The 23,117-nt window shown below is 64.7% G+C and carries 23 protein-coding genes and 2 pseudogenes; 15 read left to right on the top strand and 10 right to left on the bottom strand.

All coding sequences use genetic code 11. The features are described 5' to 3' along the window. Positions 1 to 13 precede the first annotated feature (13 nt). Positions 14 to 2,878: an aminomethyl-transferring glycine dehydrogenase gene (gcvP, locus tag HZZ16_RS21460; RefSeq protein WP_197951418.1), complete on the top strand. Its 2,865-nt coding sequence runs from the start codon at positions 14 to 16 to the stop codon at positions 2,876 to 2,878. A 137-nt stretch (positions 2,879 to 3,015) separates the two neighbouring features. On the opposite strand, the gene HZZ16_RS21455 is transcribed toward gcvP, so the two are convergent. Together HZZ16_RS21455 and recA are read right to left on the bottom strand one after the other, a co-directional pair. Then, a complete protein-coding gene (locus HZZ16_RS21455; RefSeq protein ID WP_197951416.1) occupies positions 3,016 to 4,008 on the bottom strand; it encodes a hypothetical protein in 993 nt (330 codons plus the stop codon). A gap of 101 nt (positions 4,009 to 4,109) precedes the next feature. Continuing rightward, complete coding sequence (gene recA, locus HZZ16_RS21450) at positions 4,110 to 5,198, bottom strand: recombinase RecA (protein WP_027577058.1); 1,089 nt, start codon at positions 5,196 to 5,198, stop codon at positions 4,110 to 4,112. Between the two features lie 800 nt (positions 5,199 to 5,998). Here recA and HZZ16_RS21445 point away from each other — a divergent pair. Further along, positions 5,999 to 6,199, top strand: coding sequence for a hypothetical protein (locus tag HZZ16_RS21445; protein ID WP_197951414.1), 201 nt, complete (start codon positions 5,999 to 6,001; stop codon positions 6,197 to 6,199). Between the two features lie 156 nt (positions 6,200 to 6,355). Beyond that, on the top strand, positions 6,356 to 6,526 hold the full coding sequence (locus HZZ16_RS21440) for a hypothetical protein (protein WP_197951412.1): 171 nt from the start codon (positions 6,356 to 6,358) through the stop codon (positions 6,524 to 6,526). Between the two features lie 651 nt (positions 6,527 to 7,177). Here the strand turns inward: HZZ16_RS21440 and HZZ16_RS21435 are convergent. The 3 genes from HZZ16_RS21435 to HZZ16_RS21425 form a co-directional block, all read right to left on the bottom strand. After that, positions 7,178 to 7,435: a DUF2798 domain-containing protein gene (locus HZZ16_RS21435; RefSeq protein ID WP_197951410.1), complete on the bottom strand. Its 258-nt coding sequence runs from the start codon at positions 7,433 to 7,435 to the stop codon at positions 7,178 to 7,180. 155 nt (positions 7,436 to 7,590) lie between these two features. Further along, entirely contained in the window at positions 7,591 to 7,845 is a 255-nt protein-coding gene (locus tag HZZ16_RS21430; protein WP_197951408.1) for a hypothetical protein, read from the bottom strand. 99 nt (positions 7,846 to 7,944) lie between these two features. Further along, positions 7,945 to 8,241 (bottom strand): hypothetical protein, encoded by a 297-nt coding sequence (locus HZZ16_RS21425; RefSeq protein ID WP_197951406.1) that lies wholly within the window; start codon positions 8,239 to 8,241, stop codon positions 7,945 to 7,947. 362 nt (positions 8,242 to 8,603) lie between these two features. Between HZZ16_RS21425 and HZZ16_RS21420 the strand changes: the two genes are divergently transcribed. From HZZ16_RS21420 to HZZ16_RS21405, 4 genes are all read left to right on the top strand, one after another. After that, entirely contained in the window at positions 8,604 to 9,068 is a 465-nt protein-coding gene (locus HZZ16_RS21420; RefSeq protein ID WP_197951404.1) for a PaaI family thioesterase, read from the top strand. Positions 9,069 to 9,218: 150 nt separating this feature from the next. Next, positions 9,219 to 9,461, top strand: a complete 243-nt coding sequence (locus HZZ16_RS21415) for a PilZ domain-containing protein (RefSeq protein ID WP_036013011.1) — start codon at positions 9,219 to 9,221, stop codon at positions 9,459 to 9,461. Positions 9,462 to 9,830: 369 nt separating this feature from the next. Further along, positions 9,831 to 10,340 (top strand): hypothetical protein, encoded by a 510-nt coding sequence (locus tag HZZ16_RS21410; protein WP_246510300.1) that lies wholly within the window; start codon positions 9,831 to 9,833, stop codon positions 10,338 to 10,340. After that, entirely contained in the window at positions 10,337 to 10,669 is a 333-nt protein-coding gene (locus HZZ16_RS21405) for a hypothetical protein (RefSeq protein WP_197951402.1), read from the top strand. The genes HZZ16_RS21410 and HZZ16_RS21405 overlap by 4 nt, the downstream gene beginning before the upstream one ends. 56 nt (positions 10,670 to 10,725) lie before the next feature. Here HZZ16_RS21405 and HZZ16_RS21400 read toward each other — a convergent pair whose 3' ends face one another. Next, the gene (locus tag HZZ16_RS21400; protein WP_197951400.1) at positions 10,726 to 11,193 is read right to left on the bottom strand and encodes a DUF6691 family protein; all 468 of its coding nucleotides are present in this window, start codon (positions 11,191 to 11,193) and stop codon (positions 10,726 to 10,728) included. Positions 11,194 to 11,198: 5 nt separating this feature from the next. Continuing rightward, positions 11,199 to 11,627, bottom strand: coding sequence for a YeeE/YedE family protein (locus HZZ16_RS21395; protein WP_197951398.1), 429 nt, complete (start codon positions 11,625 to 11,627; stop codon positions 11,199 to 11,201). A 49-nt stretch (positions 11,628 to 11,676) separates the two neighbouring features. Here HZZ16_RS21395 and HZZ16_RS37280 point away from each other — a divergent pair. The 3 genes and pseudogenes from HZZ16_RS37280 to HZZ16_RS21385 all read left to right on the top strand — a co-directional run. After that, positions 11,677 to 11,817: pseudogene (locus HZZ16_RS37280) on the top strand (ArsR/SmtB family transcription factor); the annotation flags it as partial. A 43-nt stretch (positions 11,818 to 11,860) separates the two neighbouring features. Next, a pseudogene (ccoG, locus tag HZZ16_RS21390) lies at positions 11,861 to 13,184 on the top strand (cytochrome c oxidase accessory protein CcoG). A gap of 153 nt (positions 13,185 to 13,337) precedes the next feature. Beyond that, entirely contained in the window at positions 13,338 to 14,522 is a 1,185-nt protein-coding gene (locus HZZ16_RS21385; RefSeq protein WP_197951396.1) for a GNAT family N-acetyltransferase, read from the top strand. 153 nt (positions 14,523 to 14,675) lie between these two features. Here HZZ16_RS21385 and HZZ16_RS21380 read toward each other — a convergent pair whose 3' ends face one another. Beyond that, positions 14,676 to 15,341, bottom strand: coding sequence for a DsbA family oxidoreductase (locus tag HZZ16_RS21380; RefSeq protein WP_197951394.1), 666 nt, complete (start codon positions 15,339 to 15,341; stop codon positions 14,676 to 14,678). 169 nt (positions 15,342 to 15,510) lie between these two features. Between HZZ16_RS21380 and HZZ16_RS21375 the strand changes: the two genes are divergently transcribed. Further along, on the top strand, positions 15,511 to 16,311 hold the full coding sequence (locus HZZ16_RS21375; RefSeq protein WP_197951392.1) for a thioesterase family protein: 801 nt from the start codon (positions 15,511 to 15,513) through the stop codon (positions 16,309 to 16,311). Positions 16,312 to 16,324: 13 nt separating this feature from the next. Here the strand turns inward: HZZ16_RS21375 and HZZ16_RS21370 are convergent, their stop codons facing one another. Together HZZ16_RS21370 and HZZ16_RS21365 are read right to left on the bottom strand one after the other, a co-directional pair. After that, positions 16,325 to 17,119, bottom strand: coding sequence for a helix-turn-helix domain-containing protein (locus tag HZZ16_RS21370; protein WP_246510298.1), 795 nt, complete (start codon positions 17,117 to 17,119; stop codon positions 16,325 to 16,327). A 40-nt stretch (positions 17,120 to 17,159) separates the two neighbouring features. Then, positions 17,160 to 17,981, bottom strand: coding sequence for a helix-turn-helix domain-containing protein (locus HZZ16_RS21365; RefSeq protein WP_197951390.1), 822 nt, complete (start codon positions 17,979 to 17,981; stop codon positions 17,160 to 17,162). Between the two features lie 100 nt (positions 17,982 to 18,081). Here HZZ16_RS21365 and HZZ16_RS21360 point away from each other — a divergent pair, with 100 nt between their 5' ends. The 4 genes from HZZ16_RS21360 to HZZ16_RS21345 all read left to right on the top strand — a co-directional run bounded on the left by HZZ16_RS21360 (position 18,082) and on the right by HZZ16_RS21345 (position 23,072). Beyond that, on the top strand, positions 18,082 to 18,312 hold the full coding sequence (locus HZZ16_RS21360) for a hypothetical protein (protein ID WP_197951388.1): 231 nt from the start codon (positions 18,082 to 18,084) through the stop codon (positions 18,310 to 18,312). A 31-nt stretch (positions 18,313 to 18,343) separates the two neighbouring features. After that, a complete protein-coding gene (locus HZZ16_RS21355; protein ID WP_197951386.1) occupies positions 18,344 to 18,742 on the top strand; it encodes a hypothetical protein in 399 nt (132 codons plus the stop codon). A gap of 1,214 nt (positions 18,743 to 19,956) precedes the next feature. After that, on the top strand, positions 19,957 to 21,726 hold the full coding sequence (locus HZZ16_RS21350; RefSeq protein WP_311974223.1) for a S8 family serine peptidase: 1,770 nt from the start codon (positions 19,957 to 19,959) through the stop codon (positions 21,724 to 21,726). Next, positions 21,723 to 23,072: an MBL fold metallo-hydrolase gene (locus HZZ16_RS21345; protein ID WP_197951382.1), complete on the top strand. Its 1,350-nt coding sequence runs from the start codon at positions 21,723 to 21,725 to the stop codon at positions 23,070 to 23,072. Before HZZ16_RS21350 ends, HZZ16_RS21345 begins: the two co-directional genes overlap by 4 nt. The last annotated feature ends 45 nt before the right edge of the window (positions 23,073 to 23,117 follow it).

The raw sequence follows: 23,117 nt of genomic DNA, 5'->3' as shown, positions 1-23,117 counted from the left end.
GATGGAGCAAGCGATGACCGCGCACCGCAAGACCAACGGCGACACCGCCAGTTTCGTACGCCGCCACATCGGCCCCTCGGCGCGCGACGTCACCGCTATGCTCGAAACAGTCGGCGCCAAAAGCGTCGATGCACTGATGGCGGAGACGCTGCCGGCCTCGATCCGGCAGGCCGCCCCGCTCGATCTCGGCAGGCCGCTCAGCGAAAGCGAGGCGATCGCGCATATGGCCGAGCTCGCAGGCCAGAACCAGGTCTTCACCTCGCTGATCGGCCAAGGCTATTCCGGCACCATTCTGCCCGCGGTGATCCAGCGCAACATCCTGGAGAATCCGGCCTGGTACACGGCCTATACGCCCTACCAGCCGGAGATCAGCCAGGGCCGGCTGGAAGCGCTGTTCAACTTCCAGACCATGATCTGCGACCTCACCGGGCTCGACGTCGCCAACGCCTCGCTGCTGGATGAGGCGACCGCGGCGGCCGAAGCCATGGCGCTCGCCGAGCGTCACTCGCAGGTCAAGGCCAAGGCCTTCTTCGTCGACAAGGACGTGCATCCGCAGACGCTGGCGGTGATGCGCACCCGCGCCGAGCCGCTGGGGTGGACTCTGGTCGTCGGCGATCCCCTCACCGATCTCGACAAATCGGACGTGCTCGGCGCGCTGCTGCAATATCCGGGCTCTTCCGGCGCGTTGCGCGACCTCAGGCCCGCCATTGCGGCGCTGAAGGCCAAGGGCGCACTCGCGATTCTAGCCGCCGACCTCCTGGCGCTGACGCTGCTCGCCTCGCCCGGCGAGTTAGGGGCCGACATCGCCATCGGCTCGGCGCAGCGCTTCGGCGTGCCGATGGGCTATGGCGGACCGCACGCGGCCTATATGGCGGTGCGCGATGCGCTGAAGCGCTCGCTGCCCGGCCGCATCGTCGGCCTTTCCGTGGATTCGCGCGGGGCGCCGGCCTATCGCCTCGCGCTGCAGACCCGCGAGCAGCACATCCGCCGCGAGAAGGCGACCTCCAACATCTGCACCGCGCAGGTGCTGCTCGCCGTGATCGCCTCGATGTACGCGGTCTATCACGGCCCCGAGGGCCTGGCACAGATCGCGCGCAACGTGCATCGCCGCGCCGCCGTGCTCGCGACCGGCCTCCGCAAGCTCGGCTTTGCGCCTCAAGCCGAGAACTTCTTCGACACGCTCAGCGTCGATGCCGGCGGCAAGCGCGAGGAGATCGTCGCGCGCGCCCTCGCCGAGAAGATCAATCTCGGCCTCAGTGATGCCGCGCTTCGCATCGCGCTCGACGAGACCACGACGCCTGCGACGGTCGAAGCGGTCTGGCGCGCCTTCGGCGGCAAGCTTGCCTATGCCGAGATCGACGCCGAGACGCGCGAGGCGCTGCCGGACGAATTGAAGCGCGGCACGGCCTTCCTGACCCATCCGGTCTTCCACGCGCATCGCTCGGAGACCGAGATGCTGCGCTACATGCGCAAGCTCAGCGATCGCGACCTCGCGCTCGACCGCGCCATGATCCCGCTGGGATCCTGCACCATGAAGCTGAACGCGACCACCGAGATGATGCCGCTGACCTGGCCGGAATTCGGCTCGCTGCATCCGTTCGCCCCGCGCGAGCAGGCGAAGGGATATCACGCGCTGTTCGCGCGGCTGGAGAAGTGGCTGTGCGACATCACCGGCTATGACGCGATCTCGCTGCAGCCGAATTCGGGCGCGCAGGGCGAATATGCCGGGCTGCTCGCGATCCGCGGCTATCATGCATCGCGTGGGCAAAGCCATCGCAAGATCTGCCTGATCCCCTCCTCCGCCCACGGCACCAATCCGGCCTCGGCCGCGATGGTCGGCATGGACGTGGTGGTGGTGTCCTGCGAGAAGAACGGCGACGTCGACGTGAATGATCTTCGCGCCAAGGCGGAGAAGCATGCGAACGACCTCGCCGCTGTCATGATCACCTATCCCTCGACCCACGGCGTGTTCGAGGAGCACATAAGCGAGATCTGCGACATCGTGCATGGCCATGGCGGCCAGGTGTATCTGGACGGCGCCAACCTCAATGCGCAGGTCGGCCTCAGCAGGCCCGGCGATTACGGCGCCGACGTCAGCCATCTCAACCTGCACAAGACCTTCTGCATCCCGCATGGCGGCGGCGGTCCCGGCATGGGCCCGATCGGCGTCAAGGCGCATTTGGCCCCGTTCCTGCCGGGTCATCCGGCCACGAATGCTGACGCTCCGGTCGGCCCCGTCTCGGCCGCGCCGTTCGGCTCGGCCTCGATCCTCACCATCTCCTACATCTACATCCTGATGATGGGCGGCGAAGGATTGAAGCGCGCCACCGAGATCGCGATCCTCAACGCCAATTACATCGCAGCGCGCCTCGATCCCCACTTCCCGGTGCTTTACAAGAACGAGAAGGGCCGCGTCGCGCATGAGTGCATCGTCGATCCGCGTCCGCTGAAGACGACCAGCGGCGTCACCGTCGACGACATCGCCAAGCGCCTGATCGATTACGGCTTCCACGCCCCGACCATGAGCTTCCCGGTGCCGGGCACGCTGATGATCGAGCCGACCGAGTCGGAATCCAAGGCCGAGCTGGATCGTTTTTGCGACGCCATGATCGCGATCCGGAAGGAGATCGCCGAGGTCGAGGCCGGCCGTTTCAAGATCGAAGCCTCGCCCCTGCGCCACGCCCCGCACACCGTGCACGACATCGCCGACGACGATTGGAAGCGCGCCTATACCCGCAGCGAGGGGTGTTTCCCCGACGGCGTCTCGCGCACCGACAAATATTGGTGCCCCGTCGGCCGCGTCGACAACGTCTACGGCGACCGCAATCTGGTGTGCTCCTGCCCGCCGGTCAGCGATTACGCGGAGGCCGCGGAGTAGGATTTGTAGGGTGGGTTAGCCGCGCGGCTGCGCAAAGCGCAGTCCGCGAGGCGTAACCCACCACTTCTGCGTCCGCTGAACCGAATGGTGGTGGATTACGCCTTCGGCTAATCCACCCTACGGCACTGCATGCGCCGCTAAGGCGCAATCAACGACCGGCCTTCGCGATCCCACCGCCACAGCCGTTCGCTGGTGAGCAGCGTGCCGCCCCACCAGCGCTTGATCGGGTTGTGACGGCGAAAATCTTCCCCGCCCGCCAGGACCGCTTCGCCAAACGCCGTCAGCGACAGCCGGCTGCGGCGAAAGGCAGCATCGCGACTTCTCGCGTTGTCAGGATCGAGTGTCGCCAGCTTGCCGTCCAAACCCGCGATCGCTGGCGCCGGGCCGAATGCGAGTCCTTCGAGCAGCGCGCCGAGCTCCCACTGATCGAACACGCGTGTTCCCAGCGCGCCCGGCCGAAACAGCTGATCGTTACGATCGTGTCCGCCTGCAATCCGTTCGAGAAGCCGCGTCTCGGTCGCTCCCAGTCCCGTCGCCAGCGACGGCAGTTCTACAAGCAGCTCTTCCATGGCCCGCTTCAGGAAAGACAGCTTGCCCAGCGGCCTGCCGAGCAGCCCGGCGCAAAGCTCAGGCGTCGGCGCGCGGTAAGCTTCCCAGGCCATGCTGGCGATCTCAAAATCGCTTTCCGCGACATCGAACTGCCGCACGTCACGGCGACGAAGCTCTGCGGGATCTGCTCCGCGCAGATCGAAATCGACGCGTCGTAGTCTCAGTTTCTCCATGATGGATGGTTCGGAACGCAAATAATCGAGGATCCAGATCAGCTGCAACTGACTGTTTGGTTCAGGATCGAACCAAAGCTCGATGACATCGATCCCGTAAGTTTGGCAGACCCAGAGCAACCCACCCGCCCGATCCTGGCGCCTGAGAAGGGGCGATTGATCGACCCTGACGCAATCCGACCAGTGCATCTCGTTTAACGGCCACCTGGCGCCGAGATAATCGATGAGGTGGTCAGGCGTGGGAAGCGGCCCCGAAACGAAGCGATAGATGAACGGGATGACCAAGTCGGCGCGATCGGCGAGGGCAAGACCGACGCCCGCCGAGCTGGTCAGGATCACACGCTTCATCGCCGCCGCACCCCTCACGCAAAACGAAACGGGCACCGAAGACGTCGGCAACTCAACGTCCTCAGTGCCCGCTCCTCGCGAAAAACTACTCGCGTTAAGGCTTACTCGTCCGCCGGCTCCTCGCCGTCGGCGTCGCGCTCCGGCGTGCCGGCCAAAATCTGCTCTGCGATCAGGCCGGAGTTCTGGCGGATCGCGGTCTCGATCTTGGCGGTGATGTCGGGGTTGCCCTTCAGGAACGCCTTGGCGTTCTCGCGGCCCTGGCCGAGGCGCTGGCTGTCATAGGAGAACCAGGCGCCGGACTTCTCGACGATGCCGGCCTTGACGCCGAGATCGAGGATCTCGCCCATCTTGGAGACGCCCTCGCCGTACATGATGTCGAACTCGACCTGCTTGAAGGGCGGGGCCAGCTTGTTCTTGACCACCTTGACGCGCGTGGTGTTGCCGACCACCTCGTCGCGCTCCTTGATCGCGCCGATGCGGCGGATGTCGAGGCGGACGGAGGCGTAGAATTTCAGCGCATTGCCGCCGGTGGTGGTTTCCGGCGAGCCGTACATAACGCCGATCTTCATGCGGATCTGGTTGATGAAGATCACCATCGTGTTGGACTTGTTGATGGAGGCCGTGAGCTTGCGCAGCGCCTGGCTCATCAACCGCGCCTGAAGGCCCGGCAGCGCATCGCCCATCTCGCCTTCGAGCTCGGCTTTCGGCACCAGCGCCGCGACCGAATCGACCACCAGAACGTCGACGGCGCCCGAACGCACCAGGGTGTCGCAAATCTCCAGCGCCTGCTCGCCGGTGTCAGGCTGCGAGATCAGGAGCTCGTCGATGTTGACGCCGAGCTTGCGGGCATAGACCGGATCGAGCGCGTGCTCGGCGTCGATGAATGCGCAGATGCCGCCCTTCTTCTGCGCTTCCGCCACCGTATGCAGCGCCAGCGTGGTCTTGCCGGAGGATTCCGGCCCGTAGATCTCGACGATGCGTCCCTTGGGCAAGCCGCCGATGCCGAGCGCGATATCGAGCCCGAGCGAGCCGGAGGACACCGCCTCGATGTCCATGGAGCGGTCGTTCTTGCCGAGTTTCATTACCGAGCCCTTGCCGAACTGCCGCTCGATCTGGGAGAGCGCGGCGGCCAGAGCTTTACTCTTGTCCATGGAAGATCCTTCGACGATACGCAGGGCAGTTGCGGACATTGGGTCGTGCTCCTTATGGCGAGGATTCGCGTGAGGGACAAACGGTTGCGAGGCAGCTCGGCGACAAAAGCAATGTACCCCATTTGTTCTAGGTTCGCAATATGTTCTTTTGCGGGTTTAGTGCTGCCCGTATTTACCCCCTAGTGCCCTAAGTTGATTTTTTGGAGTGTCCTAATCGGCCAGAGCAAGATTCTGACGGTCCTAATTCCCCTCCGCGGGTATCGGAATCGAAAGGGCTACCTCGCGGTAGCCCCTGCCGATCGCAATAATTGTTTGGGATGAAATACCAGCCTCGGCTTGCCAAGTTTTCCCGAGATATCGAGTTCCGGCCATATCGAAAGTGAATCAATTGTCCTAATTCCAAGTCGCGGGCGTCCTAATTAGGACAGTACCCGGATCTGTCTTCCCGGCTTTGCACACGAACCTACGGAGCTGGTCGAGCCGGCTTCATGAACCATAGCGGGGCGTCCGCGTTGCCCGGGCATGCATCGCCTCTGGTATTTCGTGGCCTTCCTCGCCGTCACCGCAACCTCATTCGGTGCCTTGGTGGCTTTTGACAAGTTCCTGGGATGACCGGAAGCCGCCTCGATTGGCGGCCTCTTTGGTTGAAGTCGACCTCTGGAGTCTGCCAAACCAGCCATGCTGGACCGTCGCGCTGTCCGCTTTTCACTGAGTGCACAACTGTACAGACGCGGATCCATTTCCGGATCCTAATGCATCATCACCGCGCGGACCCTGGCCACTATCGGTGATGAGAACGCTCACCTCGCGCTCCCGCCTCCTCGCACGGAAAGAGCGCCATGTTCAAGCGGCGACGTTTCAAGCAGCAACTGACCCTTCAAGACCGGCTGTCGGCATGGGTGAAGCAGGTCCGCGAGCAGGCGTCCAAGCTTCCGCCCGGGCCGGAGCGGGACGCGCTGCTCAAGAAGGCCCGTCAGGCCGACGTTGCCAATCATCTGAACGATTGGGTCAAATCGCCGGGGCTGCAGCCGCCGAAATAGCTGAGCCTCCGCCGGGTTCCGCGAAGCGAACATGACCGACATCAACGACGCGCGGCCGGCGCGCCGTCATGTTTCCGTAATTCTACGGCACCGAACCTTTTCGCGGTCTCGGGCCTTCTGTGGGGATGGGACCGCAACTTTTGGGGACCTCAAGTCATGACGGATAACAACACGCACCACGACACACTCCGGCGAAAGCCGCTGCTGCAGGCGGCGCACGAGGAGATGGTGAAGTTCGAGCGCAAGGAAAACGAGTTCCGCAAGAAGGACCGTGAAGAGCGCGCCGCCGAGCTCCATCTGCCGCTGAACGAGATCAAGGTCCACTAGGCACTGCCAGGACCGGCGTCCGGAGCGGGGTCGAGGCCCGACCCGCGACGGGGCGCCAGCCGGGGTTTGGGCGGGATCCCCGATCGGCATCGCCGGTCGGGCCGCTGCGACCGCGGATTGCGGACGCACAAGGTATCCAAATACTACCTGCAACCCGTTGATATAACAATGAAATTGCCAGCGTTCCTACTGTGCATGGGGTTGTTTTTCCAGTTTTGAAAGGCAAGGTGCGCCGGCCGTCGATCGGACGGCCCGGCAGCCAGTTCCGTCTGCAGCAGCGCCTGCTACAGCACCGCCAGCAGAACCAGGCCTATCACCAGCACGACGAAGCCAGCCGCCGTCGCGGCGGCGAATGACCGCTCTACGTTGTCCATGATGCCACCCCGTTTCCGGCGCGCCACGTTTCCCCCATGGCTGCGCCGAACGGATAAAATCTTGCCGACGGGTGTGTCCGCAGTGGTGCGGACGGATGTCGAAATTGGGACCGGTACGGGGCCAGTCTGCGGCCTTTCGATCGCGCGCCTGCCGGCGTCCCCCTGTCAGGCTGTCGTAAGCTCAGCCGGCTACGGTCGCCCGGCTATGGTGTTGCAGCCCAGCACCCAGCCTCCAACAACTCTCGGCCCCGCCTGGCTCTGCCCAGGCGGGGCTTTTTCATGCCTGCCGGCCGGCGCGGGGCTCCCGCTCCTCCCGGGTCAGGCGCAGCGAGAAGGCGCGGATCGCGGGCGCCGCCAGGAGCACGACCGGCAGCATCGCGGCCCATGCGATCAGCCAGGACACCATCCAGTGCCGAACGAAGAGCACCGGGCTGCCGGCGGGAAAGCTGGCTACTCCCGATGCGATCAGCGAGGTCAGCCCGGACTGGATGATGCCGAAGACGAAATGCGAGTAGCGGCGGGGAATGCCGAGCATGAGGCGCCCATGGTTGCTTGCCCGCGATCGGTCAAGCAAGGCACATGCCGTTGGTCTCCAGGCGTGGAACCACGCTGCGGGCCGGCCTTGGCCGGAGCCCAGGAACTTTGTTCATGGTCGGAGAACCACGGAGGCTCAGCGCGCCATAGGCCGCGTCAGTCGGCGCTGGGCAGCCGCCGCATGGTGAACTCGATATCCCCGCCGGGCAATTCGCGCCAGGTCTCGACCTCGCTCATATAGCCGGCCTTGGGGTAGCGGGCGAAGAAGGCCTGCGCCCGCTCCCGCGCCGCCGCCCGCGGCAGCGTGAAGGTCTCGCGCAGAAAGCCGTCGCCGGCGGACTGGCCGGGCTTACCGGCCGCCTTGCGCCGGCGCGCCATCCGCTCGGCAAGATCCCGCGGACGATCGGCCATGTCCTGCCTTCCTTGACGCACTACACTCCGGACAATGTAGGACGCGGGCCGGATGAAGAGGAGTCCTCCCGAGGAGCGTTATGCCTCCCCGGAACGGGGTCAGTTGGCGGCCGTACCGCTCTTGGTCTTCTTCGGCGCACTGGTTGCGGCCGACGCCTTCGGCGTCCCCGGCTGCTTCGGCTGTTCGGCGCGCATGCCGCCCCAGGGATCGCTGGACGCCTTGGAATCCGGAATCTTCTTCAACGTTTCCTTGTAGGCCTTCTCACGCTCGGCCTCGACGGCCTTCTCCTCCGGGGACTTGCTCGGGGCATCCTGCATCAAATTGATGTTGGGCATTTGCGCGTAGGCAGGTCCCGCCAGCACGGCCAGCACCGCGGCCAAACGGAAAAGCTTCATCATCCACTCCTTAGATCATCCATGAGACGCGGATCGCCCCGCGCCGGGTCATCCTCGTCAGCCCGGTCACGACCCGGTGGCCGCTAGAGCCGATCCGATCTGCATGATTTGGGCGCATGCAGCCAATCGTCCCAGATCGGGCCGCATTTGGTGCACCCGCTCAGCGCGAGACCGAGCAGGCCCATGCAAACGACGAGGACACAGCGACGCAACATCATCCACCCCTACCCAAGCGAGGCATCATATCGGGCCAAGTCAGGCATTTTCAAGCCGAGGCGGCCGGCGCGAGACCGGATGACTTTGCCTTGCCGATCCGCGCACAATGCGATGAAACATCCGGCAACACAGGAGAGCGCGACAGAATGCAAACGCAGCCAGAAGCCGAGTTCGGCCCCGCCGACGCCAGGCGTATCCTCGGCGAGGTCTTTGCCCCCTGGGTTCAGGATCTCAACCTCGCGGTCGAGCGCATCGAGCATGTACAGCCCGCGGACGACCCGGATTGGCAGCCGGGCGCGCTGCTGCGCATGCCGTTTTCGGAGCGACTGTGCCGCAACGGGGGCGTGGTCTGCGGCCAGGCCCTGATGGCGCTCGCCGACACCGCGATGGTGATCGCGATCCTCGCGGCCAATCGCGGCTACCGTCCCATGACCACGGTCGATCAGACCACGCATTTCATGCGTGCGATCTCCGCGTCCGACGTGCTGGCGGATGCACGCGTGGTGCGGCTCGGGCGCACCATGAGCTTTGGCCGCGTCACGCTGCTCTCGGCCGCCGACGGCAAGCCGGCCGCGATGGTGTCGAGCGCGTTCGCGATGCTGCCGGGGTGAGCGCGCCTGGAGAGCCGCGGTCGTTGGAGCGGTTCGCCGCCCCAACGTCGTAAACAAAATATGAGACGCCGTGCAAGTAGCGCCAGTATTGAGTTTAGTTCAACGTAATTTCTATGCACTATTTCATACTCATCGGCAGGACTGACGCGGATGATTGAGAAGCGCACATCGCAACGTCATCGTGTTTTCAAGGGTGGAAAGATCACCTTTGAAAACAGCGGCATTCCTTGCACGGTGCGAAACATGTCGGCGGGCGGCGCGGCGATCGACCTCGACACTCCCGTCATGTTGCCGCAATCGGTCACGCTCTCGATCGCATGCGACCATTTCGTAAGGCATTGTCGCACAGTTTGGCGCAGCGACAAGCGCGTCGGCCTCGCTTTCGTGCAATAGCGGTCGCGATGTGAACGAAGGTTCGCATCACGCGCACAACAAGGTCATGATCGTTTGAAATGGCGACGGCGGGGCAAGCTCGCGATCGAATGCGCTCGAGCGCAACGGTCTCCTCGACCTTGGGCGCTGTTGCCCGCCGGGCTTGGCGCCGTCGTTGCTGGCGCCGGTCCTGCTAGCGTCGAGGCGGCGTCGGCGCCGGCGATGACCAAGACCATCGTCACAGCAATCCCCCGCCTATGGGATATAAACCAGCCCGCAATCGCGGAATAGCAATGTCCCGGTTTTCCCGACTTCAGCAAATCTTGATCGGCCGGGACTTCGTCGGATCGCAATCGTGCCTATCTGTTGGCCCGCAGGGGACCTTCACGGATGTTGCGGATCATTGCTCATGCGGCGCTGCTCATTGGCGCGCTTGCGCTCGGTGCCTGCGGCTTTGCCGACAGCCGCGCACCGGTGCCGGAGTTTATGCGCATGAAGGAGGCCGAGCAGCCGCCGCCGGAAGCGCCGCCCGACGTCAAGCGCGTGGTGCGCGAGCAGATCGACGTCGTCTTTCTCGCAACGTCCTATCCGCGCGAGGTTCACGTCGCCCCGCCGCATCGTGAGGTGCGAGGACCGGGCTGGACCGCGTGCGTCCGCGCGCAGCTCACCTCGGCGACCGGCACGTCGCTCGGCGCCCAGACCTACATCGTGACGATCAACGGCGGCAAGGTCGTGGACCGCCGGCGCGCCGACGCCGACGACATCTGCGGGACGGAGACCTACGAGCCGATCTTGGGGATCCGCCACGACAAGGTTCCGGGAAAAACCTGTAGATCAGCCGGGAACGATCACCGGCTCCCCTTCTTGTTACCGCCGAGGGCAGTTTCGAGGAGGACATGATGAGGACGTTGACTATTGCGCTGTTGGCTGGCGTGGGTGCTTTGGCCGCCGCCTCGGGGGCGAAGGCTTCCGATATCTATACGAGCAGCGAATACACTAATCCGGATCTCGTGCAGCAGGTGCGACTTGTCTGCGACGATTCCGGCCGCTGCTATCGTACGCGCGGCGGTTCGCGCGTGATCGTGCGCGATTCCTACAATTACATGCCGCGCGAGCGCTATTACGAGCGCCGGACCTATCATCGCGATTGGGATGACGGCCCGCGCGCCGGCGTCGGCATTCGCGCGCCCGGCGTCAGCGTGGGCGTCGGGGTCGACGACCGCTGGTGAGCGATGAAGGCTTGATGGTCGGGACCGGACGAGACCGTTCGCCCGGTCCCGTGACCTCAGGTTTCCAGCGGATCGGCCGGCGTGACGAAGCGCGTCGATGACGGCAGGTGAGCGATGAAGCGGGCGAGCACCATGCCGGCGCACATCGCTATGACGAAGATGACGGCGGAGAGCGAGCCGAATCCGAGCGCGGTCAGCGCCGGCCCGGGGCAGAAGCCCACCAATCCCCAGCCGACACCGAAGATCGCGGGACCTGCGATGATCCTTGGATCGATGTCGCGCCGCGTCGGCAGATAGAATCGATCGGCGAAGAACGGACGCGCGAGCTTCAGGACGCGGCTGAAGCGGACGAAGGTCACCGCCACCGCGCCCGCCATCACCAAGGCGAGGCTCGCATCCCATGTCCCCGCCGCAATGCCGCCGATGTCGAGGAAGTTCAGCACCTTGGCCGGGTTCGACATGCCGGAGAGAATGAGGCCGAGGCCGAAGATCAGCCCGATCGCGAATTGAACGAGAATTGCCATGGCAATCAGCTCCAGTGCCGCATCACGAAGACGGTGGCCATGCCGGCGGCCATGAAGGTCATTGTCGCGACCAGCGAGCGCACCGACAGCCGCGACAAGCCGCAAACGCCGTGGCCGGAGGTGCAGCCGCTGCCCCACACCGAACCGAAACCCGTCAGCAATCCGCCGACGATCAGGACGGCCGGCCCCGCCGCGATCGTCTGCTCCGGCAGACCTCCGGTGACGAGCCGCACCAGCACGGGCGCGGCGGCGAGACCGGCGACGAAGGCGAGGCGCCCGGCGAATTCGCGGTCCTCAAAGGGCGGAAACAGCCGCGCGGCGATGCCGCTGACGCCGGCAATCCGCCCCGTTGCCCACATCAGCAGAACGGCGGCAAGCCCGATCATCGCGCCGCCAACGAGCGAAGCGATCGGTGTAAAAGACGTCGTGACCATGAGCCTCTCCTGAGCGAGAGCGCCCTTGCGCAGGGCGCAAAATACCATGGCCGCGCTATCCCAGCATCTCGGAAAGATGCGCGCATTGAGCCTCGTCAAACCGAAGCGGGACGGCCAAACGATATACTACAGCATCGCGAGCCCGAAAGTCCGCGCAGTGCTGGAGACTCTGTACCGTCTCTTCTGCGCCGGCAAGTCGGACTCTCGCCTGCGCAACACGCGGGGAGCACGGGATGACCGAGGACACCTTCATCGAGGGACCTCTCTACGAAAAACGGAAGAAGGTCTATCCGCAGTCGGTCCATGGCCCCTTCCGCCGCATCAAATGGGTGATCCTCTGCGTCACGCTCGGGATTTATTATCTGCTGCCGTTCGTGCGCTGGAATCGCGGACCCGGCCTGCCCGACCAGGCCGTGCTGATCGACTTCCCGCACCGGCGCTTCTACTTCTTCTTCATCGAGCTATGGCCGCAGGAGGTCTATTATTTCACCGGTCTCCTCATCATCGCGGCGATGATTCTGTTCCTGATGAACGCGGTCGCGGGACGGCTGTGGTGCGGCTACATGTGCCCGCAGACGGTGTGGACCGACCTGTTCTACGCGGTCGAGCGTTGGGTACGAGGGCGACCGGCGCGAGCGCATGCAGGGCGACAAGCGCTACTGGACGTTCGATCACCTTCGCAACGTCGCGCTCAAGCACTTTCTCTGGATCATGATCGCCTGGTGGACCGGCGGCGCCTGGGTGCTCTACTTTTCCGACGCGCCGACGCTGGTGAAGGAGCTCGCGACCTTCCAGGCACCGTTCATCGCCTATCTCTGGATCGGCATGCTCACCGCCACGACCTATGTCTTTGCCGGTCATGCCCGCGAGCAAATGTGCATCTACATGTGCCCGTGGCCACGGATCCAGGCGGCGCTGACCGATGAATGGGCGCTGAACGTCACCTATCGACGCGACCGCGGCGAGCCGCGCATGTCGGTGAAGAAGGCGGATGCCGCGCGCGCCCAGGGCGAACCCGCCGGCGACTGCGTCGACTGCCATCAGTGCATCAATGTCTGCCCGACCGGCGTCGACATCCGGCACGGCATCCAGCTCGGCTGCATCCAGTGCGGCCCTGTGCATCGACACCTGCGACAACGTCATGCGCGAGATCGGCCGGCCCCAGGGCCTGATCGGCTACGACACCGACATCAACATGCAGCGCCGGCGCGAGGCAACGTGCTGCATGAGCGCAACCCCCCTTTTCGTCCAGCTATCGGACGGCGGCGTGCGCAACGACTACACCGTGCGCATCCTCAACAAGGGCGCACAGCGATCGTTTGCGCTCGAGGTCTCCGGTCTGCCGGGCGCGACCATCCGCGTCGCCGGCATCGAGGCGGACCCCGGCGGCAAGCCCATCATCGAGGTCGGGCAGGATCAGACCCGCGAGGTCAGGCTGTCGGTCTAGGTCGGGCCCAGCGACCTGCCGAAGACCTCCCGCGACGTCGAGATCACCATCACCGATACCGCAACGGCGGCCGCGCGAGCGCCCGCGATCATTTCGTGCCGGGCGACTAGTCACCGTTCGGCAGAACAGCTGCGACTGGATGCTGAATGAAACGTTAACGCTACCGCTCGAATTGCAGCGGCGTGCCAACGGTATTTTCCAATCTTTGCGCTAAGCATGACCGGTAGCACGGGCTCAGCTCGCGTGAACGGGGACGACGGGACGTGGTCGACATCACACATCAGGCTGCGATCAATCCGGCATCGGCAAGGGATGTCGCGATGGCGCGCGCGCCTGTGCCGCTTGCCGCCGTCGACGCCGGCCAATGGCGCGCACTGGCGCAGCGGGCGATCGAGCCGAACGGATATTACCTGCCCGCCTGGGAGCTCGCCGTCAGCGCAAGCGCACGCGGTCGCACGGATGCCTCGGCGCTGACCGCATTTGACGATTCTTCGGTCCGGCTGATCGGCCTGATGCCGGTGGTCTCACTCTGGCGCGCCCTGAAGATTCCCGGGCCCGCCCTGGTGAGCGCGCATCCCTATGGCACGCTGTGCAGTCCGCTGCTCGACCGCGACGCTCCGCTCGAGGCCGCCGCGCGTCTGCTGCAGCAGGCGCGCGAGGCCGGCGCGCATGCGCTCGTGCTCACCGACGTCGCGCTCGACGGCGCGGCCATGGCATCGCTCGAGCAGGTGTTGAAGCGCGATGGCCTGAAGCCGAGAATCCTCAGCTCCTACATCCGTGCCAGCCTCGATGCGACGCAGGATGGAGAGACGCTGTTGCGCGAGGCGCTCGGCGCCAAGAAGCTCAAGGAGCTGCGGCGCCAGCGTCATCGTCTCGAGGAGCACGGCCCCGTCGCGTTCGAGATTGCGCGCAGCTCCGACGAGATCGGACGTGCGCTCGAAAGCTTCCTGCAGCTCGAATCCAGCGGCTGGAAGGGCAAGCGCGGCACCGCGCTGGTTCAGCACGCGGGCGATGCGACCTTCATCCGCCGCGCAGTTCCCGCGCTGGCAGAGACCGCGCAGTGCGAGATCGTCACCCTTCGTGCCGGCGCGACACCGATCGCCGCCGGCATCGTGCTGCGCCATGGGGATCGCGCCTTTTTCTTCAAGCTCGGCATCGACGAGCGCTTTGCAAGATATTCGCCGGGCGTGCAGCTCACGCTGGATCTCACCCGCCATCTCTGCGCCGATCCCACCATCGCCAGCGCGGACTCGACGGCGAATGCCGATCACCCCATGATCAACCCGATCTGGCGCGGACGCTTCGCGATTGGCGACGTGCTGATCCCGCTGCGGCGGAACGATCCGGTCGTGGGACTGATCCATGCGGCGCTGACCACGCTTCGCCTCGCCCACGATACGGCGCGGAAGGTGGTTCACATGATTCGGCGAACGCGCCGAATAGCCTAGCCGGCCAGAGTCCACCCCTCGACGGCTTCGCAAATGTTTTGAAACAACTCCTCGATGCTATCTCCCTGAGTTGCGCAGCCCGGCAAAGCAGGAGCCTCGGCCCAATAGCCGCCCTCCTCTGCTTCGTGCACGAATATCTCTATCTCCAAGCGCCTACTCCGCCGCCTGCGCGTTGATCTCCGCCGAGACCTGGCGGATGGCGCGGGCGAGCAGGTTCGGATCCTGCGCGCCGGAGACGGCGTATTTCTGCGCAAAGACATAGGTCGGCACGCCGGAGATGCCCTTGTCGGCGGCTTCCTGCGCATCTGCCGAGACGCGCGCGACGTCCTCATCGGTGGCGAGGCGCTTGCGTACCTCGTCGGCGTCGAGGCCGATGTCGGCGGCCGCCTGCACCAGCACGTTCACATCGGTGAGATCGCCGCCATCGCGGAAGTACAGCTCCATCAGACGCTGCTTCATCTCGGGCGCCTTGCCGATCGCTTCCGCCCAGAGAATCAGGCGGTGGCAGTCGGTCGTGTTGGGCTGGCGCGCCACGAACTCCGGCTTGTAGACGAGGCCCTCCTCGCTCGCGGCCGCGACGACGCGTCCCGCAATGCTCTTATAGGCTTCGACCGAGCCGAACTTCTGGGTGAGATAGGCCTCGCGGCTGATGCCCTCGCGCGGCACCCAGGGATTGAGGAAGAAGGGACGGAAATTGAGCTTGACCGGAACGTCGGGCACCAGCGCCAGCGCGCTCTCGATGCGATGCTTGCCGATATAGCACCAGGGGCAGACCACGTCGGAGACGACGTCGATCTGGAGCGGTTTCAGCGTGCTCATGTCAGGCGCCTCCTTCGGGCACTTCGAGGGTCCGCCCGAACATAAGCCGAACCGGGGGCGGCGCAAGGCGCCCGTCCTGCATGGCTCACGACTTCACCTCTGCGGTTATTGTGACCGGTTCTTCCTGCCCCGATACTTGCGGCCACGATCAAGCCCCTAGGAGAGTGCGATGAGGGCCATTTTCAAGCCGGAAGGCGATCTGTTCCGGGCCACCGAGCATGCCGGCGGTCCGTGGTCGCCGGAGATGTTGCAGGGAAGCGCCACCACCGCGCTGATGACCCGCGAGGTCGAGCGCCTCGCCGCCAAATCCGGCTTTGCGGTGCGGCGCCTGACCTTCGATCTCTGGCGCCCGGCGGGCCTGCGCCTGTTCAGAACGGCCAGCGAGTTGCTGCGCGACGGCCGCAAGGCCAAGACGTTGCAGGTGCGGTTGATGGACGGCGAGACCGAGATCGGCCGCTGCACGGCGCTCTTGACGGCGCCGAGCGGCGAGTCGCCCATCGATCCATTCGCGAGGCCCACCGCCGTTGACAAGGGGCCGGAGGCCGGCAGCCCGCCGCCTGCCTTCGCGCAGAAATGGAGCCGCTATTTCCAGAACGTGTCGGTGCGCCTCATCGAGGGTGCGCTGGAAAAGCCGGGCCCGGCGGCCGCCTGGATGCGGCTCGATGCGCCGCTGGTCGAGCGCGAGCCGAACACGCCGCTGCTCCAGGCAGTGCAGGCCGCCGACTTCTCCAGCGGCGTCGCGCAGATCGTTGACATGCGCCAATGGACCTTCATCAACCCGGAGATCAGCCTCTATTTCTTCCGCCCGCCGGAGGGCGAATGGATCCTGATCCGCGCCGCGACGCGCGTCGGCGCTAATGGCGCGGGCCTCACCACGGCGACACTGAGCGATCGCAACGGTCCGTTCGCGGAGGTGATGCAGGCCATGAGCTTCGAGCGGCGCGAGGCCGCGCAGGCTCAAGCCTCCTGAGCTGCAAGCGCGATCAGGGCGGCCTCGGAGGCCGCATCAACAGGCATGACATCTCGACGCGAAGCTCCTGCAGCGTCACGTCCTGCGGAGTGCCGAGGGTCAGCACGGCACCGATCAGACCAATGCCGATGTCGCCCTTGCGCAGGCGCACCTCGCAGAGTGGCCCTGGAACGAAATTGTCCTCGGTCGCCGCAGGAAGCTGCGGCAGCCGCATCAATTCGCGCCAGGTCGATTGCAGGGCCTCGTCAAGCGGCGCGGCCATGGCCTCATGCCGTGCCCGCACCAGCAGCGCGGCTGCAACCATCGGCCAATTCTCGACGAACGGCTTGAGCTCGTCGGGAGCGAGGAACATGCGCATGTGGTTGAGCGGCCGCTGCATGCGCGCAGGGCCAAGCAGCATGGTCATCAGGCGCGAGGCGGCGCGATTGGCCTGCACCACCTTCCAGCGCCGGTCGGTGACGATCGCCGGGAACGGCTCGTGGCGGCTGAGCAGAAGATCGATGGCACGCCGCGCCTCGGCAAGCTCCGGCGCCGACAGATCGCGCTCGCCATATTGCCGCGCGAAGCCGCCGGCCTCGAGCAGCGCATTGCGATCGCGCAACGTCAGATCGAGCGCGGACGCGAGTTGCAGCAGGATGTCCCGGCTGGCCGCCGCCTTCCCGGTCTCGACATAGCTCAGATGCTTGACCGAGATGCCGGCCTCGAACGCGAGCTCCGCCTGGCTCAATGCACGGCGGGTGCGCCAGCCGCGCAGGAGATCACCGACGGGATTGGCCGGCCGCAATCGCCGGAATGCGCGCGTATCCATCCGCCGATTATGCGAGCGCTGCCCGGTCCTGTAAACGGCGCTAGCGCGGGCGGGCCGCCATCTGCTTCAACCGCTCGGCGGTACGCTCGTCCGCCGGAAAGAACGTCTCCAGCGCCAACTCCGACAGGGTGATGTCGACCGGCGTGCCGAACACCATGGTGGTGGAGAAGAAGCTCAGGACCTCACCACCCAGCCGCAGCTTGAAGGGGATCGCGACGTTGTCCCTCGACAGCGGGGCCGAACGCGCAGGAATCGGATAGCTCTTCAAATCATTGTAGAGCTTGATCAGCTCCGGATCGGCCGTCGCCTCGCACTGCCGGTGCAGCCGCTCCAGGAGATGTCCGCACCATTCGGCGAGATTGACGGTGCGCGGCGCCAGCGCCTCGGGATGGAAGGCGAGCCGCAGCACGTTGACGGGCTGGCCGAGCAGATGCTGCGGGATGCCATCGAGCAGCGGCGCCACCATGCGATTGGCGGAGACCAGGTTCCAGTGCCGGTCCACCGCGAGCGCCGGATTGGGCTCATGCGCTTTCAAGACGAGGTCGATCGCCTGACGGGCTGACTTCAAGGCGGGATCCTCCAGCGGGCGCTGCGGAAAGGCCGGCGCGAAACCGGCGGCGACCAGCAGCACGTTGCGTTCGCGCAAGGGCACGTCGAGCCGCTCGGCGAGCCTGAGCACCATGTCGCGCGACGGCGCGGCACGGCCGGTCTCGACGAAGCTCAAATGCCGCGCCGAGATCTCGGCCTCGCCGGCGAGATCGAGCTGGCTCATGCGGCGGCGCTGCCGCCATTCGCGCAAATGGTCGCCAATATGGACCGGCTGGCTGCGTTCGGTGCGTGCGGTGGATGCATGTGCGTTCATGGTCAAAAACTAGCACGCGGATTTAGGCGCTTCCATTACCACCGAGGTAATCGAATTGGGGGACGAGCGCGCGCATCTTGGGTCGCAACAGGAGATAACCATGATCGCATTGCTGCTCTACCGGACCGTCGCAGACCACGTCTTGCCCTGGGCCATGGCGTTCGCAACGCGGATGCTGGCGCGCAGCCTCAACATGCCGGAGCCCCTGGTGCATTCGGCCGGCGGCTATGTCGTCGCGCAAGTCATCGCCTTCGAGCACGGCGTCGGCAGAAGCCTCTGTCCGCTCCGTCTCGCCCGCCTGCTCCGCGCCTGGTGGCGCGGTCGGCGTTGAGTTCCACCCAGCCCAACCAAGGAGACCTGAGATGATCGATGCATCGACCTTTCTGCGCCGCGCCCTTTTCGCCGACGCCATCTTCAGCGGCGTCGCCGCGCTCGGCTTCACCTTCGGCGCGAGCGCATTCGCTGCGCTGTTCAACCTGCCCGAAGCGCTGCTGCGCGAGACCGGCCTGTTCCTGATCGCCTATACCGCCCTGGTCGGCTGGCTCGCCTCGCGGCCCACGGTAGCGAGATCGCTCGTGCTGCTGGTCGTGATCGGCAATGCGGCCTGGACCGTCGGCAGCATCGCGCTGCTGCTCTCGGGCGCGGTGTCGCCGAATCTCGCCGGCGAGCTCATGGTCGTCGCGCAAGCCATCGCCACCGGCGTGTTCGCCGAGCTGCAATATGTGGGATTGAAGAAGAGCGGGCACGCCGTGACGGCGTGATCCTTTCGTGCCAGCTCCGCGGCGCAGACCGGGGAACGCGAAGGCTTCGTCATATCGGATCTTACCCGGATGCATGCATAACCTCGCGTTCTCGCGGCGGATTTCGCCCGAGCTTTGCTTCGTTGCTTGCGCCCTTCGGTTGCCGGAGGGCGCAGGGAAGGCCGGGCGCCGGCGGCACCCGAGTCCGTGCGCAACAGGAATGCACACGGTGTGGACTACAGGTGATGCCGGTCGCCCGGCCTTCCCTGCGCGGATGGTTTTAACGGTGTCCTTCGTGCTCTCCTCGGGGAGCGTTGCACTATTGCCCCCGTCGCCTCGCGGCTGATCGATGCGCGTACCCGGTCGGGCCGCCGCATCACCGCAAGCCTTGACGCCAGAACCCCGGGCGTCGGGACCACACGACTTCTCCGTCCGCGGACGGCCTTGCCTCAGCATCGAGGGCCCGATGTGCGCGCCCCCGGAGCATCAACAAGACCGCTGTGACCGCGCCGTGTCGTATGCGCATCGCCTGAGACTCACGGTTGCCCGCCCTGCCCTCAAGCAAATCGCGCCGGCGCTACCGCGTCCACCGCACCCCGGCCCGCATCTCGTGACGATCGCGAAGCGCCCCTCTGGCAGGACCAGGATGGCGGACGTATGCCATAAATCCGAAATTCGGAAAAGTGATATATTTCTGCCGGGAGGGGTTGACGGGTTTTGGGGTGTTTTGCCCGACGCCTCGCCGTTCCGTTATTGGGAGGAGCCCCGTGACCAAACAACGACCGGGTAGCGGCAGAACACCAATCCTCATGGGAGCCATCACTCCTCTCTCATGACCGGTATCATCGCAACTTCGTCCGAAGAGGCAGTTGCTTCTACCGTCACTAAGACCCTACCGAGCAGCTTACACGCCCTCGGCAAAAGGACGCAGCTTGTTTCATATGGTAGAAACTTCAAACCTTTCGTGCCATGGTTGTTAGTGGGAGGTAACCACCATGACCGACAGATACGAGTCGCTCGCGCGACGGCGGATGCATCCGAAGCTTCGTGTCTTGGCTAACAGCGATGCGCGAGTGAACGCCGCCAAAGCTGAAATACAGGGCTGCCTCAAGGTGACCTCCACCCTCGCCGCACAGGCTCCGAGCCTCGGAGCCGCAGTTGCACCCGGGCAGATTTCCAAAGGTAAAACCGCGGTCAAAGACCTGAATACCGCCGACCGGCGCGAAAATGTCGAAGTGAATGTTTTCGTCCGGTCGACCGAGCCGGTGAGGCTAGGACCGCATGATCGCGCTCAAGGCCGGCTCGCCGCGATGCGGCTCGGGCTTGAAGAGGTCGAGAACCTCGCCGGCGACGCCAATATCGTCATCATCGAGCCGGCCGAGACTTTAAAGCCGCCGCGGCCGCTCAAGGGCAGCGCGACGACCAGTACCCCGACGGCTCGCGTGGTCGCCAACGAACGCAAGAAGCATGGTGACGGTGCCGGCGTCATCATCGGGGTCATCGACGTCGAGGGATTCGATTGGGCCCATCCCGATTTCCTGGACCAGGCCGGCAAATCGAGATTCGTCAGCATCTGGGATCAGGGCGCGAAAGACGGCACGCCACCGACTGGGTTCGATTACGGCCGCGTCATTACTTCCGCCGACATGGCTCAGGCGGTTACCGAGGCCAAGCAGGTGCATGTGTCACCGCATGATCTCGAGCCGCAGTCGCAGATGGTCGTCGGCTCGCACGGGACGCATGTGGCCAGCATTGCGGCCGGCAATAGCGGCGTTTGCAGCAAGGCCGACATCGCAGCAGTCCTAATTTCGCTTCCGGCCGAAGACCTCGAGCGCAGAACCTCATTCTACGATTCGACGCGGCTGCTCGATGCCGTGATCTACCTGCTTGATCTCGCCGCCGGCCGACCGATCTCGATCAATATCAGCCTCGGAACTAACGGACATGCGCATGACGGCTCAAGCGCACTCGATCGATGGCTCGATGTCCTGCTCGCCGAACCCGGTCGATCGATCTGCATTGCGGCCGGCAATGCGGGCCAGGAACGACCCGAAGCTCCGGACGATCTCGGATACATGCTGGGCCGCATTCACGCCGGCTCGCGCATCGCGGCGCAGGGGCTCGATCACGACCTTGAATGGGAAGTGGTCGGAGACCGTATCAAGGACGCTTCCGAAAACGAGATGGAGCTTTGGTACGAACCGCAAGACCGCTTCGCGATCAGCATCCGTCCGCCGGATGGGCAATGGATCGGACCGATTGCGCCGGGCGAATTTCTGGAGAACTTCCAGCTCGCCGACCGCACCATGCTGAGCATTTACAACGAGCTGCATCATCCCGCGAACGGCGCCAACTACATCGCAGTCTACTTGACGCCCTTCATGGGCGACGTCGTGGTCGGCGTGAAGGCAGGAACCTGGCTCGTGAAGCTCCACGGTCTTGTCGTCCGCGACGGCCGCTTCCACGCCTGGATCGAACGCGACGATCCGGTCGATATCGGCGACGGCGCGCACTACTGGCCGTCGTTCTTCTCGCCGCGATCGAACGTCGATGCCTCCTCGGTGAGCGCGCTTGCTTGCGGCCAGCGCGTCGTCTCGGTGGCGAATCTCCACGAGGCGCGCCGCAGCGCGCATATCACATCGAGCCAGGGGCCGACCCGCGACGGCCGGCCCAAGCCCGACATCGTGGCACCCGGCACAGACATCGTCGCCGCGAACGGTTTCGGCGATCCGGCTGAGCCGTGGATACCCATGACTGGCACCAGCATGGCGAGCCCGTATGTAGCGGGCGTGATCGGATTGATGCTCGCAGTCGAGAAGACCCTCACGGCGGCGCAGATCCTCGGCATCCTGAAAGCGACCGCGCAACCGTTGCCGGGCGGCACGTTCGAATGGGTGAACGATTGCGGCTTCGGGGTGATCATGCCGGAGGCCTGCCTCAGGGAGGCGGGACACGTCACGGCCCGGCTCGACGCGAAGGATCGTTTCAAGGGGCGCGTGTCATGAAGATCACGTTGCTGCCCTCGGAGAAGGGCGATTGCTTGCTGATCGAATCCGGCGACGTCGCGATCCTTGCGGATGGCGGCATGCCCGGCTCTTACGCGGCCGAGGTACGGCCCTTTCTCGGACGCTTCGCTGCGGCCGGTGGCGAGCTCGATCTCGTGTACGTCTCGCATGTCGACCAGGATCACATCGCCGGCGTCCTGCAGCTCCTCGAAGACATGGTCCAGTGGCGCGTGCACAAGCACAAGGTCGCGAACAATCGGCCCTCGACCAAGCCCAAGTTTGACGAGCCGCCGGTTGTCAAGCGCATCTGGCACAATTCCTTCAAGGCGCTGGTTCCGGAGAACGCAGGCGAAATCGGCACCATGCTGGCGGCGCGGGCCAACACTCTGTCGAGTTCAGGCAATCCCGCCGCGATCAAGCTCGCGGCCGCCTACAGCAACATCGCCAACTCCATTCCGGAGGCGATCAAGGTTTCGCGGCGCATTGCGGCCGATCAGCTCGACATCCCCTTGAACGGCGAGTTCAACCACCTGCTAGCCATGGTGCGCGGCAAGAACGCCATCAAGCTCAAACCTGGAAGCAAGCTGTCGATCCGCGTCATCGGGCCATTCGAGAAGGATTTGGAGATACTCCGGGATTATTGGAATGCATGGCTCAAGGACGTGAAAAACGCCAATGCGGTAAGAAGCCTGAAGGAGTGGCTTGAAACTAACCGCGCGGGTCTTCCCGCCGGGACGATCGGCCTGTCAATCGACGACGAGATTGGCCGGCGCGCGAAGGTCACGGAGCCGAATCTCGCCTCGCTCATGTTGCTGCTGGAGGAAACAAAAGCCGGCGGCGGCGTCACGCGCGCCATCATGACCGGCGACGGTCACCACGAGGACATCCTAGCCGGGCTGAAGCATCACGGCCTCCTCCCAGACGGCAAGGGACTTCATGTGGACCTGCTCAAGATCCAGCATCACGGCTCGGAGCACAACTTGGACCGGGATTTCGTCAAGCGTATCACTGCCGATCACTACGTTTTCTGCGCCAACGGCGAGCACGAGAATCCCGATCTGCGGATCATCGAGGTGCTGTTGAAGTCACGCCTCGGAGAGGACGACGAGCTCTCGCCCAATCCCGAGGCCGACCAGTCCTTTACGGTGTGGCTCAATTGCTCGAGCCAATATCTCAAGAAGCAGATCGAAGCCAAGGAGAAAGCTGGCAAGTCGACCACGAAGCTGGAGAAATCGCTCGAGCATTTTCTGCTGGTCGAGGAGGCGCTGGCAGAAGCGAAGGCCGAGAGCGGCGGCAAGCTCAAGGTAAAAACGCTGAAGGCCAATCCGCTTGTGCTGGAGATCTGATCGCTTCGCCGCCGAGCCGATTCCGTCGCGTCACCATACAGTCCA

The organism is Bradyrhizobium glycinis, assembly GCF_016031655.1.
Classification (GTDB): Bacteria; Pseudomonadota; Alphaproteobacteria; order Rhizobiales; family Xanthobacteraceae; genus Bradyrhizobium; species Bradyrhizobium glycinis.
The sequence above is the reverse complement of the archived record's forward strand: the minus strand, read 5'-3'. Positions and strand labels throughout refer to the sequence as shown.